The sequence below is a fragment of the Agromyces selenitireducens genome (assembly GCF_052748465.2).
The window spans coordinates 3,816,875-3,834,309 of record NZ_CM188259.1 but is presented as its reverse complement, the minus strand read 5'-3'; the positions used below and the strand labels follow the sequence as shown (position 1 = coordinate 3,834,309).

Below are 17,435 nucleotides of genomic sequence, written 5' to 3'. Positions count from 1 at the left end.
TGCCGGCGGGCTGGGGGTCCGCATCCCTGTGGTGCTCCCGCATCCGTTCAGAGGAGATCGGTTGATGAGTGCATCTTCGCGTGCGATGCGACGGCGAGGCCTGATGAGCCTGGCCGTGGCAGTGCCGCTCACATTCGCGATGGGCGTCGGCGCCGTGGCCGCTGCGCCCGGCTCGGACGAGGGAAATCACGGCAAACCGCCGGCGCTGGAAGCGCGCGCCAAGGACGTGCTGACGGAGAAGGGCCGGCAGTTCAAGGACCTCAATGCCAATGGCGAGCTGGACACCTATGAGGACTGGCGCAAGCCCGTCGACGAGCGGGTCGCTGACCTCATCGAGCAGATGACGCTCGAAGAGAAGGCCGGCCTCATGCTCATCGACACGGTGAACGCCTCGTGCGACCCGGCAACGGGTGAGTTCGGCACCGTGCCGGCGACGGCCCACGACTACATCGGCACGCAGCAGATGCACCGCTTCATCTTCCGCAACGTCGTCGACAGCGGCGAGGGGCGGACGTGCCAGCCCTCCGGCGGCGGCTTCGGCACCAACGTGCGGGTCACGCCTGCCGAGGCGGCAACGTTCATGAACCGCATGCAGGAACTGAGCGAGGGCACCCGCCTCGGAATCCCGGTGCTCTACAAGTCGAACGCCCGCAATCACATCGAGGCGCAGGCACGCGTGGGCATCAACGAGGCCGCGGGGGCGTTCTCCGCGTTCCCCAAGGAAGCCGGTATCGCGGCGGCCGCCCTCGGCGAGGAGGCGCTGGCGACCGGCGAGGCCACTGACGGCGACATGAGCGTCGTCGAGGACTTCGCCGAGGTCATGGGCGACGAGTGGGAGTCCATCGGCCTGCGCGGCATGTACGGGTACATGGCCGACCTGTCCACCGAACCCCGCTGGTACCGCACGCACGAGACGTTCACCGAGGACGCCGACCTCGGCGCGAACATCATGGGCCAGCTCGTCCGGACGCTGCAGGGCGAGATCGGCAAGGACGGCAACTCGCTGAGCGCCGAGACGGATGTCGCGCTAACGATGAAGCACTTCCCCGGCGGCGGCCCGCAGGAGCTCGGCCTGGACCCGCACTACGCCTTCGGCAAGGCGCAGGTCTACCCCGGCGATGCCTTCGGGTACCACCTCAAGCCGTTCGAGGCGGCCATCGACGCTGGAGTCGCGTCGATCATGCCGTACTACGGCGTTCCCGTGGACGTCACGTACGGGGGCGTCGAGTACGAAGAGATCGGGATGGCCTTCTCGGATCAGATCATCAACGGCCTGCTTCGCGACCAGATGGGCTTCGCCGGCTACGTGAACTCCGACACGGGCATCATCAACGACCGTGCATGGGGCTTCGAGGACGCCACGGTTCCCGAGCGGGTGGCTGCGGCGATCAATAGCGGCACCGACACGCTCTCCGGGTTCAACCGCGTCCAGACGATCATCGACCTGGTCGAGGCGGGTCTCGTGGCGGAGGAGCGGGTCGACCTCGCCGCGGAGCGACTGCTCGCGCCGATGTTCGAGATGGGCCTGTTCGAGGACCCGTACGTCGACCCCGAGGTCGCCACGGCGACCGTCGGCAGCGCCGAGCACCGGGAGGTCGCGGTCGAACTGCAGCGCAAGTCCACCGTCCTCCTGCAGAACCAGGAGGTCGACGGTGACACTGTCCTGCCGCTCGACGGCGGTGAGACCGTGTACGTGCTCGGCAACGTCGACGCGCAGCAGGTCGCCGCTGCCGGCTATGACGTCATCGATGGGAACGACCCGGCCGAGGAGCGGACCGCGGCGGACGCGGACGTCGCCCTCATCTCGATGACCGCCCGGAACGTGAACACGGGGTCCTACGCCAGCAACAGCCCGGCCACCGGACTCAATCCCGAGCACATCAACACGAGTCGCATAGAGGGGTACGAGGGTCTCGACGGGCAGAGTCCGTTCGGAGCGGCCGACGCTTGCGTGATCAACGGCGGCGGTTCCTGCACCGACAACGGGTTGCGCTTCGGCGGCTCTCTCCCCTGGGAGACCAGCATCCTCGATTTCACGGGGATGGAGAACGCCGATTCGTGGGAGATCACCCCGTCCCTGGAGACCGTGCAGCAGGTGATGTCCGAGGTCGGTGCCGAGAACACCGTGCTCGACATCTACTTCCGTCAGCCCTACGTGCTCGACGAGGCCAGCGGACTGCGGGACGCTGGCGCCATCCTCGCCAACTTCGGCAACAGCACGGCGTCGCTGATGGACATCGTCTCGGGCGAGTTCAACCCGCAGGGCCGGATGCCGTTCGCGCTGGCCGGCACCCGCGAGGCGATCGTCCAGCAGAACCCCGACACCCCGGGGTACGACGAGACCGACGACGGGGCGCTCTTCCCGTTCGGCTTCGGCCTCAGATACGAGGAGTGACGCACTCCTTCGCGTCGTGAGACGGCGGGTCACCGGCAAGGGTGGCCCGCCGTTCGCGTTTCACCTGACGAACTGCCCCTAGCCGCCGGGAGAGCTCCGCTCCGCGCCTTTGAAGAGCATCGGCGGTCGCATGGCTTCGCCGATGCGGACCGGTCGTCGCGCGCGTACGCCATGTATTCCCCGGTGTACGGAATCCAATTGAAACTTGCGGCAACCACGTGGACATCCGACTCGTCGTTGAAAGCGTAGACGTTGCGGCTCAAGGTCGCAGACGCCCGGAGATACCGGGCGGGAGTTCAAAGGAGAACGACGATTATGGTCACATCGCGGAGATCGCGGACCTTGGCGGCATTGGGCGTCGCGACCGTCATCCCACTCGCATTCGGGATCGGAGCACCGGCTCTGGCGGCTCCGGGCGGGCCCGAGCAGCCGGAGATCGAGTCCAGGGCAAACCCGACCCTTCACATCGGCCCGTTCGAATTCCGGGACGCAAACGGAAACGGCAAGGTGGACCGCTATGAGGACTGGCGGCTGCCGGTCGAGGCGCGCGCGCACCACCTTCTCAAGGAGATGACCCTCGAAGAGAAGGCCGGACTGATGCACATCACGTCCGAGGGTCGCGGACCGCGGCCCGGCGGCGTGACCTCCCCGAACCCGAATACCGTGGGGTACGTCGAGGACCGGAACATCCGTCACCTCATCCTCCGCGACAACCCCAAGGCGAGCGAGCTGGCGGTGCGCGCAAACACCTACCAGGAGATCGCGGAAGGGACACGCCTCGGCATCCCGGTCGTCTTCACCTCCAACCCGCGCAATCACGTCAACCCGACCCAGCAGTTCGGGATCAGCGAGGCGACGGGCGTGTTCTCGCTCTGGCCCGGCAGCCTCGGCATCGCCGCGACCGGCGACGCCTCGGTGGCTCGGGAGTTCGCGGAGATTGCCCGCGAGGAATGGCGGGCCGCCGGCATCCACAAGATCTACGGCTACCAGATCGAGACGGCGACCGAACCGCGCTGGACGCGTGTGAACGGCACGTTCGGTGAGAGCCCGGACCTCAACGCCGACATCGCCCGCGAACTCGTGCTGGGATTCCAGGGCGAGGAATTGGGGCCGGACTCCGTCGCCCAGACCGTGAAGCACTTCCCGGGTGACGGTCCGGTCGACCGCGGATGGGACCCTCACGGGGAGCGAGGCCAGTACGCGCTGTACCCCACGCCTGGCAGCCTGTACGACTACCAGCTCCCGCCGTTCGCCGCGGCGATCGAAGCGGGCAGCTCGTCGGTCATGTCGTACTACAACGTCCCGCTCAACGAGGGAAGCGCCGAGCAGCTCCCCCGGGACCTGTGGTACTCGGAGACGCAGCAGTTCGAGGAGATCGCCGGCGCCTACAGCAGCCAGTTCCTTCAGGGCGTCCTCGGCGACCTCGGGTTCGAGGGGTATGTGAACACCGATAGCGGTCAGCTCACGGACCGAGCGTGGGGTGCCCAGGACCTTTCCATGCCCGAGCGATACGCCAAGGCCGTGACGGCCGGATCGGCGCTGATCTCGGACGAGAACGACCCGACGCCGTTGATCGAGGCCGTTCAGACCGGGCTGCTGTCCGAGCGGGACCTCGACCCGAAGGTGACGCTGCTGCTGGAGGAGATCTTCACCCTCGGTCTGTTCGAGAACCCGTATGTCGACCCTGCTGAGGCCGACATCGTCGCCGACGACGCTGCAAACCAGGCCGTCGCCGACGACGCTCATCGTCAGTCCATCACCCTCCTGCGCAACGACAGCGGGCAGCTGCCCATCGGCGACGACCGGGTCGACGAGACCCGACTCTTCGTCGAGGTTGTGACGCGATCCGGCGCTGCGACTCAGACGCAGCAGCTCAAGAACCTCATCGCCGCGACGGACGAGGACATTGTTCTCGTCGACACGCTCGATGAGGCGACGGACGCGCTCGTGGTCGTCCGGCCGAACGTCAACGACACGGGCGGCGAGGAGCCGAACGACATCGACCTGAGCCCCGCCACCGGCGTCAACGTCGATCGCGTCAAGGAGATCCAGGAAGCAGTGCCGACGATTCTCGCGGTCAACGCGGTCTTCCCGTGGATCCTCGACGAGATCGAGCCCGGCGCCGCATCCGTCGTCGCGACGTTCGACATCAAGATGGACGCGCTCATCGACGTGATCCGCGGTCGGTTCAACCCGGTGGGCGAGCTCCCGCTGACTCTGCCGGCAGACCAGGCAGCTGTGGATGCGAATGCACCCGACGTGCCCGGTTATGCGGAGCAGTTCGACTACGCCTACGTCAACGAGGTGGGCGACGCCTACGAGTTCGGCTTCGGACTGTCGTACTGATCCCAGAACGCTCAATCTGATAGCTGGAGGCCCGGCGGCGGTTGCCGCCGGGCCTCCGTTCACGTACGCCGGAGAGAACCACATCATCAGCGATGATTCGGAAACGGCCGTTGGGCACCCCGTTGTGCCCCGTCTTCATCGACGGCACACATCGCCGCCCAGTCGCGGGTCGTGGTGGAGGCGGCGAAGGAAGGTGCGCCTCGGTTCGACGGAGTTGAGTGGAGCCCACTCACGAAAACAAGTTGAATCATTAACCGTGAGTAAACCGTGACGCGGCGAAAACAAATCGAATTGACGAACGTCAATTTTGCGGCAGAAATAGCGGTTGATCAGGGAAAAAACACAGAGAGCCGATGACGGGAATCGAACCCGCGCTGTCTGCTTGGGAAGCAGAAGTTCCTAAGTGCCGGTTCACAGTGCTTCACTCGGGCTCACGAGCCGCGTGAGTTGACCGTGAGCAGTGACTCCGGCGAGTGAGCGATCTGAGGCATCCATCCTCAGAACCCGACCACCGTCGCCGCGCTCAGTGAAGGGTAGTCAGGTTTCCATTGGGGAAGCACTAGGCGAAAGCATCGGGCGACGGTCGCGACCAGCCCTATTGCGTGTTCTCCTGGCTCTTTCTGCACGCACAACCGCGTGCGGAAAGGGGCTCGCGGACTTGAGCGCCCCGCCCCACACCGCTCGGCGCTACGCGAGCGCGGTGGATCCGCGTGTCACCAGCTTGGCGCTCACCGTGTGAATCCCGGGCTGGACGTTGCCACCGATCGCATCGAACAGCAGTTCGGCTGCGCGTCTTCCGAGCAACTCGAGCTGCATGTCGATCGTCGACAGCGGTGGCCGGGCTTGCGTCGCGATCGGCTCCCAATTGTCGTGGGCCATCACTGCGACGTCGTACGGCACGGAACGACCGAGGTCGCGCAGGGCGTCGAGTGCACCACGTGCGATCTGATCGCTCCCGCAGAGCACCGCGTCCAGATCAGGGAACCGGGTCAGGAGCGTGCGCATCGCGCCCCGTCCCCATTCCTCCGTCCACGCGCCGTACAGCGCCTCCCCGCCCAGAAGCTCGAGGCCTGCCGCTTGAAGTGCGTCGACGGCCCCGGCGACGCGGTCCCGGGCCGCAGCGTAGGTGATGTCACCCGCGACATAGGCGATCCGCCGACGCCCGCAGCTGATCACGTGCTCGGCGGCGATGCGCCCCGCCTGCACGTTGTCGCTGATCACCGAGATATCGGAAGGATCGTCCGATGGTGCATACGCGTAGACCACCGGGACCGGAAGGGTCTGCCCGAGAGACGGCCTGGGATCGGTCTTATCCCCGACCACGATCAGCCCGTCGACCCGTCGACCCAGCAACGCACGAATGTGATGCTTCTCGCGGATCGCATCTCCGCGGGCGTCACAGAGGAACGCCGAGGTGCTGTCGGTGCCGAACGCGTCTTCCGTGCCCACAAGGATGGGCAGCGAGAAGCGGCCCTCCATGTCGCTCGTCAGCAGCCCTACAGTCCCCGTGCGTCCGGTCAAGAGGCCCTGTGCGAGCGAGTTCGGCGCGAATCTGAGCTTTTCCGCAGCGAGGAGGACGCGCTCTCGCGTCTTGGGGTGCACATGCTCACGACCGTTCAACGACTTCGAGACCGTGGCGATCGAGACTCCCGCCAACTCAGCGACGTCGCGCAACGTCGTCGGACGGGAGCGCTTCTCGAACCCACCGGCTGGCTCTGGCATCTCACCTTCCCCTTGATGACCCGCTACCGAGTCGCACGCCAGTATTCTCGCAGGTCACTGGTGCCGTACCGCTGCGCGAGAAGATCGTGAGCGTCGATGCCGACCGCCGAGATCCACGGCAGGCACGTCTTGTTGCCTTCGCCCTTCCCTCGCCCGCCAAAGTGCGTGCCCTCGAACATCGGGTCGTCGATCATCCACCAGCTCACGAGCACACCTTCCTCTTGCAGGCCCGGACGCGCATAGCCCCACGACTTCGCGGGGGTCTCGACGTTCGCACTTGAACCCGTCATCACGAGATCCGCTATGCGAGCGAGATCCTCGTCACCGGTGGCCATCGCGACCTCGAAAAGATCAGGGACGGCGTGCAGCTCGTACGGGTGAATGTATCCCGCTCCTGACGTGTCGCACGCGCTCCATCCGGTCGTGCGGAATCCGAAGCCCGCGAGCGTGCTCGAGGGAGGCAGCGGAACGTCCCACAGGTACACCCACGTTGCGAGCAGGCGCGCCGCGTCGACCGCGCTGCGCAGCGCATCCGCATCGTCCGTCGACCGCCACACCGCAAGCGACGCGCGCAGGCAGAACAGGATGCTCTCGCTGTCGACAAGCTGCGCTCGGGCATAGATGCTGTCGTGGATCCCTCCGTTGAACTTCACATCGCGGACAAACCGCGCGGCAGTGAACCGCTCGGCTCGTCGTGCTGATTCGAGGTACCGAGCGTCGCCCGTGACCTCATAGAGGGCGACGAGGAACGGAACTGCTGTCGCCGTGGATGACTTCTGATTCAGCTCGGCCAGACCGAACCATTTGCGGGGCTCGATCAGAGGCGAACCATCGAACCCGTACGCGCGACGCCAAGTTCCGTCCTCCTCCTGCGCGGAGACGAGGAAGTCGCCGAACGCAACTGCGGCCTCGAGCCAGTCGTCGTGTTCGACGCCCTGGTCACGCTCGACGCGATAGGAGCGCAGCAGCGCAGTGTGCTCTTCGGCCATGCACCGCAGGTAGGTCCCTTCGAGTCCCTGCAACGGCTCGATCGCGTACTTCATGTGTTCGTACACCGGACCCATGAGCTCCTCGAGGTCATCGCCCTCTTCCGCGTAGGCGAGGGGCAGGATGAGTCCACTCCACCAATTGGCCGTGCGCCCGTGCTCGAGGTCGTACAGGGTCGGCGTGAGTCCGAACGGTGAACGGAGCGCCTGCGAAGCGAAGAAGTCGATCACGCGCAGACCCTTTTCGCGAGCCTCCGGGTCGGAGGCCGTGCTGGAGTGATTGAGGGCGTGCAAGGCATTGAGGACGTTCTGCCCGGTGAAGCCGTACTGGATGATGTTGCCGAGCTGGATGCCGTCCTGAGGGTGACAGTTGGTGACGAATCCCGCCGCCGGCTCGCCGTTGACCGTCCCCTCGGCGTAGTAGGGAAGAAGCGCCTCCACGCGGAGATACGTGATCTCATCGAGCGTGGTCGGAAGCTCCACACGTTGGGGGTCGAGTTCCCGCATCCGAGCGGACCACAGCTGCCAGAGGGCGTCGATATCGGTTTCCGCCCGGATCGCCCGGAACTCGTACGACACATCGAACAGCGAGGTGTCGTCGCTCAACGGGTGGAAGGCGCCCCAGGGCTCCCGTCCGCGCGCCGTCAGGGCGTGGGAGCGGGAGCGCTCGACGAAGGGATGCGCGGCAACCAGGCTGGGGAGGTCCTCCGTCGTGGGGGCGACGCCGAGGCTTCCCACATCCGTCGCCTGCAGGAAGTCCAGCTCTCCCCGCGCGCGCTCCGGCGCGTCGTCCCACTCCGGGAGGTCCGTCCGCACGAGCGCGATGCCCGCGGCGAACCGCGGGAAGTAGGCAAGCACGCTGAGCGCGGTGAGGCGATCGTCGCGATACAGCAGCTCGCGGCCGTCGACGTAGTCTTCGAGACCATCCTCATCGATGTCGTTCAGATTGTAGAGCGCAGGCGGCGCGTAGTACCGGCCAGCGTCGAAGCGCTCGCCGGCCGCGTCGAGTTCGGCCGCGAGAGTCGCCCGGAGGCCGCACGAAGACGTGCCCGCTCGCAGAACGCGAACGCTTCGGTGCACTCGCAGAACAGACGACTCCGCGGTCCATTCGTCGTCGACCGCAATCTCCCAGTCCCGGTAGGCGACGCGGGCTGATCCACGCATCCCCGAGCCTGATTCGACGATGTCGTCGTACGCGGCCGTGACGGTCTCAACTGCCGCGCCCGGAGTGTAGAACTCGAGCGAGATCGGGTCCGGGATCCGGATCGTCACCTCCGCGAGTCGTGGAAGAGAGAAGGACAGCGGCGAGGTCTGGGAAGTGGGCACGGACAGGTCTCCTTTGATGGTCAGTGGTGAGTGGGCGTTGGTGGTTCGAGGTGGCAGCGACGGCTGAGAGCGTCAGCCCTTGGTCGCCCCACTCATCAGGCCGGCGATGATGCCCCGCTGGGCGATGAGGGTGACTACGAGCACCGGCAGCAGGTACAGCACTGATGCCGCGGTCATCTGTCCCCAGACCGTCTGGAACTGGGTGATGTACGAAGCGATGCCGACGGGCATGGTCTGCGCATCGGGCGTCCGGGTAAGGGAGAGCGCGATGACGAACTCGTTCCATGCTGCGAGGAACCCGAACAGAGCCGCCACGGCGATCGCAGGGCGAGACAGGGGGATGACGATGCGGACAAGTGTGCGCAACGTGCCGAGTCCGTCCATTCGGGCCGCTTCGAGCAGCTCCTCGGGAAACTGGCGGAAGAAGCCCTCGAGCATCCAGATCACCAGCGGCAGGACGATCGGGATGTACGCGATGATCAGGCCGGTGGTGGTGTTGATCAGGCCGAGCTCCCTGAACTGGAGGAAGAACGGGAGCGCAAGTGCGACGGGCGGGAACATCCGCGTCACGAGCGCCGCGCCGAGGAGCGCGCCACTCAGCCGGTACCGGTAGCGCGCGAATCCGAACGCCGCCGGCACGCCCAGGAGGAGACTCAAGACAGTTGCTCCCGCTCCGACCGTCAGGCTGTTGCCGAACATCTGCAGGAGCGCACCGTCGCTGAGCACTTCGCCGAAGTGCTCGAGGGTCGGCTGCTGGGGCAGCAGCTGCGCGGGGATCGCGAAGATCTCGGACGTGGGTTTCAGGGACGTGGTGAAAATCCACGCGATCGGCAGGAGGAACAGCGCAACCGCAGCGATCGAGATGACCGCGAAGGCGCCAGAGGAGGCGACACGACGTGACCGGTGTCGTCGATGGCGGCTCGGAGCGGGCGCAGGAGCCGGGGCGGAAGTCCGGGGCACGGTGACGGTCATCGGCGGGCCTCTCGATCTCTGAGAATGAAGAAGATGCTGCCGGCGCAGACTGCGATCACGACGACGAACAGGACGGTCGCGGCAGCAGCCCCGGGGAAGTCCGCTCGGGTGAACATCATCCGGTAGAGGAACGAACTCATCACTTCGGTGGCGTTGCCCGGGCCGCCGCCAGTGAGCACGTAGACGGCGTCGAAGATCCGGAAGGCGTCGGCCAGACGAATGACGAGGATGATCAGGATGGCGGGCCGCAAGAGCGGGAGGATGATGTGCACGAAGGTGCGCCATCGGCCGGCGCCATCGGTGCGCGCGGCCTCGATGAGCTCGTCGGGAATGTTCGCCAGCGCGGCAAGAAGCACCAACACGACGAAGGGGAGGGCGAGCCAGAGGTTGGACACGAGGATCGTCGTGCGAGCGAGCCAGACGTCCGCGAACCAGCTCGGGGTCGGCAGCCCGAGAACTGCGAGTCCCTGATTGATGAGTCCGTAGTCATTCGAGAAGAGGAACTTGAACGCGAGCGACGCCACGACCGGCGCCACCATGAGCGGAAGCGCGACGACGACGCGGAGAAGACGGCGACCCATCGTCGCCCGCTGGAGTGCAAGCGCGATCGGAAGGCCGATCACCAACTCGAGGACCAGTGTGGTGGCGACGTAGCCCAGTGTCTGGAAGAGCGCCTGCACGAACTCGGGTGACGTGAGGACCTCGACGTAGTTGTCACCGCCGACGAAGGACGACGCGGGTGCGTTCACTCCCACCTGGAAGTCCTGCATGCTCAGCGAGATCGTCCAGAGCAGGGGGAACAGCGCGGTGAGGGCGAGTGCCGCGATGGCGGGGCCGGTCAGCGCGACACCGGTCCACCGGCGTTGCATTCTGATCGATGATCTTGGGTTGGTCTGTCTCATGGTGGCTGCCATGGTGCTTCCTCGTCGTGGTCCGGGCCCGGGGCATGGAACCCCGGGCCCCGGAGTGGAGACTGACTATTCGAACGCGGCGTCCGCGGTGGCTTGCGCGTCGCGCAGTGCGGCAGCGGCGTCCTGGTTCTGCGACATCACGCTCGAGACCGCGACGGCGATCGCGTCCTGATACTGCGGGTAGTAGGGCGTCATGGGGATCGTCGTGCTGGTCGCGACGGACTCGGAGAACGTGGCGATCGCCTCGCGCTGCTCGTCGGCGAGTGTCGTGTCGCCCTCGACCCCCTCGGTCGCAGACTGTCGGGGAACCGGAGACACCTGGGTGATGCTGAGCTCGGTCAGCACGTCAGTGCTGGTGGCCCACTGCACCCATTGCGTCGCCGCGTCGACGTTGGCGCTCGCCGCATTCACGCCGAAGCCCCACGAGAACGTCGTCGAAACCCGGTCAGGGTTTCCGGGACTCAGCGCGAGTCCGACCTGGTCGACGACCTTCGACTGGGCCGGGTCCGCCGTCATTCCGTACATGTACGGCCACTGGAAGACCATCGCGACCTTGCCCTCGAGGAACTGTCCCTGGATCTCGGTGATGTCGTGCAATCCGGGCGGGCTCGACTCGTCCTCGAACTGGATCGCCTTCATCATGTCGAACGCTTCGAGCGCCTCCGGGGTGTCGATCGTCGGAGTGCCGTCCTCCATGGCGATGTCGGAGCCGGTCTGCTTGACGAACGTCTGGAAGCGGGTCGCGACCTCTCCGTCCTGCTTGCCGGGGATGATCGTGCCCCAGATCCCGGCGTCCCGGTCCGTGAGAATCTGCGCGTACTCCCGATACTCCTCCCAGGTCGTCGGCGGAGCGGTGAGCCCGGCCTCCTCGAACAGGTCGGTGCGGTAGTACAGCACCGTGTTGTGAACCATGTACGGCAGCCCGTAGAGCGTGCCGTCGTACGTGACCGTGTCGAGCGTGTGCGGCAAGAAGTCCGCCTTCTCCTCTTCCGGCACAACGTCGTCCAGCGGCACGAGATAACCCTTGGACGCGAACTCCGGAAGCCACGGCTGGTCGATCGTGAAGACGTCGAACGATCCTGCACCCGCCACGGCGTCCGAGAGGAACTGCTGGCGCATGCTCGCGTGGGGGATCGCCTGGAACTCCACCTCGATACCGGTCTCCGCGGTGAAGTCGACGGCCTGCTCCTTGAAGAAGGTCTCCCACGGCGAGCCGGCCTCCACACCGACGGTGATCTGGTCATCGCCCCCGGAATTGCCGTCCCCGCCGTCGCCGCTTGGGGCGCATCCGCCAAGTGCTACGACGGTTGCGGCTGCGACCAGCGCAACTGCTGATTTCCCGACGGATCCGCGCCAACGCGCTGTGCTTACCATCATCCGCTCCCTTGCTCGATGACCCCGCTGCTTATGGCTGTGGTATACAGCGAGGGCCGAAATGCTTTTCCGATAGTTACGGTACGCACATCGCTCGGACGATGTCAAGCGATTAGTGTTTCCGGCTGATGACTCGACTTGACGCGCTTGCGGCGCGGGGGTAGCTTGTCCGAAAAGGTTTTACTGATGTTTCAAGGAGCAATGGTGGTCAGAAGTGTCTCAGGTCGACAGTCGATTGCGCCGGTGGCGCCAGGGACTCTCACAGTGAGTCGGCCACTTTCCCTGACCGACGTGACGATCACCGGCGGTTTCTGGGCAGATCGACAGAGCTCGAACGGGCAATCCACGATCCCGATCAGCCTGGACTGGATGGAACGCGTCGGCTGGCTGCACAACTTCGACGCTGCCGTGAGCGGACGTCTTCCCCAGGAAAGACGAGGTCGGGAGTTCTCCGACTCCGAGATCTACAAGCTGCTCGAAGCGATGTCGTGGCAAATCGCATCTCGTGCCGACCCCGCCCTCGACAGCACCATCCGCGCCGTGAGTGGGCGCATCGCCGCCGCGCAGGAGGACGACGGATATCTGAACACGATGTTCGGTCGCTCAGGCCAAGCGCCTCGATACTCCGACCTCGAGTGGGGGCACGAGCTCTACAACGTCGGTCACCTCTTGCAGGCCGCCGTCGCGCGCATGCGATCCGGCGTCGAGGACGAACTCGTCGAGGTGGCGCGACGCGCCGCCGATCACGTCTGCGAAACGTTCGGCGACGAGGGGATGCGATCGATCTGCGGGCATCCCGAGATCGAACTCGGACTCGTGGAGTTCGCACGGGCGACCGGCGATCAGAAATATCTGCATCAGGCGCGGCTCTTCCTGGAGCGTCGAGGGCACGGATCGCTTGGAGAGATCGAGTGGGGGCGATCCTACTTCCAGGATGACGTGCCGATCCGCGAAGCGACGGTTCTGCGGGGTCACGCCGTGCGGGCCCTCTATCTCAGCGCCGCCGCAGTCGACCTCGCGATCGACACGGCGGACACCGAGCTCCTCGCCGCGATCGAGCGACAGTGGACGGCCACCGTGGCACGGCGCACATACATCACAGGAGGCATGGGCTCCCACCATCAAGACGAGGCATTCGGTGAGGATTACGAGCTCCCCGCAGATCGCGCCTATTGCGAAACCTGCGCTGGAGTCGCGTCGGTCATGCTGTCGTGGCGGCTGCTGCTCGCCACAGGGAATCCGCGGTACGCGGACATGATCGAGCGGACACTCTTCAACGTCGTCGCCGCTTCCCCCGCCCCGGACGGTCGGTCGTTCTTCTACTCCAACACGCTCCATCAGCGCACTCCCGCTCCAGCGGAGCCGTCTGACGAGGTGAGCCTGCGCGCCTCGTCAGGGCTTCGCGCGCCGTGGTTCGAGGTCTCCTGCTGCCCGACCAACGTGGCAAGGACATTCGCGTCCTTGAACGCATACTTGGCGACGACGAGCAGCAGTGGTCTCGACATTCACCAGTACAGCGAGTCGGTCATCCGCGCGACCGTTGAAGGACGCGGTGAGGTCCGGCTGCGCGTCCACACTGCCTATCCGGCAGAAGACACCATCGATGTCGTCGTCGAGGAGTCTCCCGACACGGCATGGGAACTCGGGCTTCGGGTGCCCGCATGGGCGCAGGACGCCACGATCGAGATCGACGGCGTGAGCGAGCCCGTATCGCCCGGACGGGTAGGTGTGACGAGAACCTTCGCCCGAGGGAACCGCATCCGCCTCACACTGCCCCGCCGCGCGAGATGGACGTTCCCGAATGCACGCATCGACGCAATCCGAGGGACGGCTGCCGTGGAGGTCGGACCGCTCGTCTATGCGCTTGAATCCGTCGACCTCCCCGGCGGTACCCACGTCGACCGGTTCCTCGCCGACACTTCGCGCGACCCTGTCGTGACCGCAGGCGGAGTCTTCGTCACGGGGTACCTGGAGGGCGAGTACGCCGATGGATGGCCGTACGGCGACCACCCTCACGCGTCGACGCCGGACGAGCCGATTTCCGTGGCGCTCACCCCCTATCACGCATGGGCAAACCGCGGACCAGGAACGATGCGGGTCTGGATGCGCGCCGCCCTGGAACACGCCGGCGCTGGCCGGCTCGGGGGAGAGAAGTGATCGCCGACCTGCGACACGTCCCGTTCTCGGCCGCGGGTTCGTACCTCGCATTCTCCCGGCTGACGGGTACCGGCGCCATCTCCGAGACGGTGAGACTGCGGACCGTGCGAGGCAGTGCGCTCACACCGGAGCTTCTGGAGGTCATGCCGCTTACGACGAACGGACCCGCTGCCGGGACTGCGATCATGACCCCCGAGGAGCTCGCGATCGAGGCGGACTCCGGCAGTGTCCGCATCAGCTTCGAAGGCCCCGGGTGCATCAGCTTGCGCGGCGACGGCGTGGGGTTCCTTCTCCGCTCCGACGCGATCGGCCCGTACGACACCCTTGTGCCCGTCGGGCGGGACGAATGGCGCTACCTCCGATACGAGGCGCGCACGACCATCCGCATCCGGGTCCGCACCGGATCGCTGAGGTCGCTCTCGACATGGGACGGCGTCCGCACGGGGCTGCTGCAGTTGGCGGGAGACCCGGGAACCGTCATCGAACTGGTGGAGGAGCCCGAGGCCGCCGGGCCTCTGCAAGTCATCCCCGAGCGGGAGGCCATGCCGGGCTTCCGCGAGTTCCTCGCGTCGGTGCCCGAATGCCCTCCGGAGTTCACGTCCACGCGGGAGCTCGCCGCGTACGTCTTATGGTCCGCGCTGGTCGAGCCGTCCGGCTTCTTGGGTCGTCCCTCGATGCTGATGTCGAAGAACTGGATGACGAACCTGTGGAGCTGGGATAACTGCTTCAACGCGCTGTCGCTGGAGCGCATCCCGTGGCTGGCGGAGCACCAGTACTTCAGCGTCTTCGACCATCAGACACAGGACGGTCGTCTTCCCGACTACATCAACGACGCGTTCCGCAGCTTCTCGTTCGTCAAGCCACCCATCCACGGCTGGGCGTTGCGGAGGATGCGGGAGCGCGATGTCGTCGATGAGCGGTGGCTCGCTGCCGCGTATGAGCCCCTCAGCCGGTGGACCAACTGGTGGCTGACCGCCCGCAGATCTGGCTCCGAAGGCCTGCCTCACTACTATCACGGCAACGACTCCGGATGGGACAACAGCACGGTCTTCGAGAGCGGCGTTCCCATCGAGTCGCCCGACCTCGCGGCGCTCCTGGTGCTGCAGATGGACTGCCTTTCCGACGTCGCCACAACGCTCGGTCACGCGGAGCAGGCGGAGGACTGGAGCCGACAGTCCGAGCGCATGCTCGACCTGCTGCTCGACCGACTGTGGACGGGCGATCGGTTCGTCGCACGCCGCGAGCGCGACGGACGTGCGATCGACTCATCGAGCTTGCTCACCCGCGTGCCGGTCGTTCTGGGGAACAGGCTGCCTCGCGACGTCTTCCGTACACTGGCGGAAGACATCGGCAGCGATGACTTCCTCACCGCGAACGGGCTCGCTACCGAATCGATTCAGAGCGCGGCGTACGAGAGTGACGGCTACTGGCGCGGGCCGATCTGGGCGCCGTCGACGATGCTCATCGTCGACGGGCTCGCCGCCGGCGGCGAAAGCGCGCTCGCCGATCGGATCGCCGACGCCTTCTGTCGAAACGTCGCACGATCCGGGATGGCTGAGAACTTCGATGCGCTTTCGGGCCGGGGGCTGCGCGACCGCGCCTACTCCTGGACTGCGAGCGTGTTCCTCACCCTTGCCTCGCGGTACACCAGCCAGGCGTCGTGAGCGGCGGCCTCATGAGGGATGCAGCAGCCCCGCTGATCGAAGCTCCCGTCAGCACTCGGGCCGCCCCTCTCGGCGCGCCGGGGGCCGGCAGCAGAGTTGAGCGGGTTCTTCGGCTCATGAGGAACAAACTGAATCATCAACCGTGAGTAAACCGTGACCCGACTAAACCACTCGAATCGATGTCCGTCGATCTTGTGGCAGAAAGCGGGTTTGATCAGGTCAAACTTACGAAGAGCCGATGAAGGGGATCGAACCCGCGCTGTCTGCTCTTGGGAAGCAGAAGTTATCCAGTAGTGATTCACTCGGGTTCACTCGTGGCTCACGAGCCCCGGAATGGCTGGGGAGTGTGAACTTGAGTGAGCCACTGTGATGCCGATCTTGTGACTATTAAGTGACTACGAGGCAGTGAGTAGGTCGGCGGCGGCGCTCGGTCAGCTGAGGGTGTGGAGGACGTCGTCCATGCCGTTGACGAGTCGGCGTGCGGCCTTGAGCAGTTCCGCGGCGCGTGCTTCGGTGAGCAGCAGCGGGGAGTATTGCGTCTCGGTCTTCGAGTCGATCAGCCGCGCGAGGTGCTGTGCGAGCCGTTTGCCGGGTTCGGTGCGGCGCAGCATCGCGACTGCATCGCCGTGGTCCTGGCCGGCGGACCGTTCGCCGAGGACGGCGCCACAGATGGGCACGGGTGCGGACCTCGGTGCGGGTCATCTTCCGTGTGCGCGGGGGCATCAGGTCCCCTTCCCGTGTCCGTCAGCCGCCCTCTCCGGGCGCCCAGGAATCGTCGTTTTCGCAGCGAGGAGGGTTCGGATCTCGACTCCGGTCACGGTCTGACCATCCCTTCGGATCGAGGCGACGAGTGGATCGTCGTGTTCGACGAGGCGGGCGAGCTCCGCGCCCGTGACCGCAAGAGCCTGGACTCGATTGCCGGTGAGCCGACGAACCCGTTCATCAAGCGCCTCGAGCACCGCATCACGCTGGTCCACGGCGGTCGCATCCTCCCAGACGACGAGGACATCGACGTCGGATTCCGGCCCGGCTTCACCGCGCGCCATGGACCCGTGGATCGCCGCGCTGACGACGACGCCGGCTGTCACCTCCCTGACGGCTTCCTCGACAGCGGATCCCACAACGGCGCGAGTAGCCAAGATCTCCTCGATCGGATTCCAGAGGACATGTGCCCGGTTCAGTGTGTACGCGTTCGCAGGTCCGACCTTCTGCATGTCGACCAGGCCGAGCGCGACGAGCTCATCGAGGATCCGTTGCGTGGTGCGAAGCGCTCGCACTCCGCTGAGCTCATGGATCCGGCGACCGGACGCAGGCTCGGCGAGCACCGCCAGTCGGTGCAGGATCCTGGCGCGGTTCTCGCCGAGGATCACATACTCGGGATGGCTGAGATCCACGGTCCCACCTCTCCGACTCGAATCGGCATCAAGTGACTACAAATTACATCAAGTGACTACGATTCGGTGGAAGCCTTCGCATCCCTGTACGACGGCCGATGTCGCAGATGAGCCCGGCTCACCGGGCATCTCATCGGGCAGGGCTTACGGGCACTTGCCCCAGCCGGGCCGCATCCGGGCGCGTCGGC

General features: G+C 65.9%; 11 protein-coding genes. 4 read left to right on the top strand and 7 right to left on the bottom strand.

Annotated features, from left to right (window positions below; translation table 11 throughout):
- Positions 1-103 precede the first annotated feature (103 nt).
- A complete protein-coding gene (locus ACULK4_RS17955; protein WP_445963754.1) occupies positions 104-2,395 on the top strand; it encodes a glycoside hydrolase family 3 protein in 2,292 nt (763 codons plus the stop codon).
- Between the two features lie 351 nt (positions 2,396-2,746).
- Complete coding sequence (locus ACULK4_RS17950; protein WP_501043339.1) at positions 2,747-4,741, top strand: glycoside hydrolase family 3 N-terminal domain-containing protein; 1,995 nt, start codon at positions 2,747-2,749, stop codon at positions 4,739-4,741.
- 687 nt (positions 4,742-5,428) lie between these two features.
- On the opposite strand, the gene ACULK4_RS17945 is transcribed toward ACULK4_RS17950, so the two are convergent.
- From ACULK4_RS17945 to ACULK4_RS17925, 5 genes are all read right to left on the bottom strand, one after another.
- Positions 5,429-6,463: a LacI family DNA-binding transcriptional regulator gene (locus ACULK4_RS17945; protein ID WP_445963752.1), complete on the bottom strand. Its 1,035-nt coding sequence runs from the start codon at positions 6,461-6,463 to the stop codon at positions 5,429-5,431.
- Between the two features lie 23 nt (positions 6,464-6,486).
- Entirely contained in the window at positions 6,487-8,775 is a 2,289-nt protein-coding gene (locus ACULK4_RS17940) for a glycoside hydrolase family protein (protein WP_445963751.1), read from the bottom strand.
- Positions 8,776-8,847: 72 nt separating this feature from the next.
- On the bottom strand, positions 8,848-9,747 hold the full coding sequence (locus ACULK4_RS17935; protein ID WP_445963750.1) for a carbohydrate ABC transporter permease: 900 nt from the start codon (positions 9,745-9,747) through the stop codon (positions 8,848-8,850).
- Positions 9,744-10,661: an ABC transporter permease subunit gene (locus tag ACULK4_RS17930; protein WP_501043338.1), complete on the bottom strand. Its 918-nt coding sequence runs from the start codon at positions 10,659-10,661 to the stop codon at positions 9,744-9,746. The genes ACULK4_RS17935 and ACULK4_RS17930 overlap by 4 nt, the downstream gene beginning before the upstream one ends.
- A gap of 63 nt (positions 10,662-10,724) precedes the next feature.
- On the bottom strand, positions 10,725-12,032 hold the full coding sequence (locus ACULK4_RS17925; RefSeq protein ID WP_501043337.1) for an extracellular solute-binding protein: 1,308 nt from the start codon (positions 12,030-12,032) through the stop codon (positions 10,725-10,727).
- Positions 12,033-12,323: 291 nt separating this feature from the next.
- Between ACULK4_RS17925 and ACULK4_RS17920 the strand changes: the two genes are divergently transcribed.
- Both ACULK4_RS17920 and ACULK4_RS17915 read left to right on the top strand, forming a co-directional pair.
- Positions 12,324-14,189 (top strand): glycoside hydrolase family 127 protein, encoded by a 1,866-nt coding sequence (locus ACULK4_RS17920; RefSeq protein ID WP_445963747.1) that lies wholly within the window; start codon positions 12,324-12,326, stop codon positions 14,187-14,189.
- On the top strand, positions 14,186-15,853 hold the full coding sequence (locus ACULK4_RS17915) for an amylo-alpha-1,6-glucosidase (protein ID WP_445963746.1): 1,668 nt from the start codon (positions 14,186-14,188) through the stop codon (positions 15,851-15,853). Before ACULK4_RS17920 ends, ACULK4_RS17915 begins: the two co-directional genes overlap by 4 nt.
- 431 nt (positions 15,854-16,284) lie before the next feature.
- Here the strand turns inward: ACULK4_RS17915 and ACULK4_RS17910 are convergent, their stop codons facing one another.
- Together ACULK4_RS17910 and ACULK4_RS17905 are read right to left on the bottom strand one after the other, a co-directional pair.
- Positions 16,285-16,464 (bottom strand): hypothetical protein, encoded by a 180-nt coding sequence (locus ACULK4_RS17910; protein ID WP_445963745.1) that lies wholly within the window; start codon positions 16,462-16,464, stop codon positions 16,285-16,287.
- A gap of 111 nt (positions 16,465-16,575) precedes the next feature.
- Entirely contained in the window at positions 16,576-17,247 is a 672-nt protein-coding gene (locus ACULK4_RS17905; RefSeq protein WP_445963744.1) for a nucleotidyltransferase domain-containing protein, read from the bottom strand.
- Between the last annotated feature and the right edge of the window lie 188 nt (positions 17,248-17,435).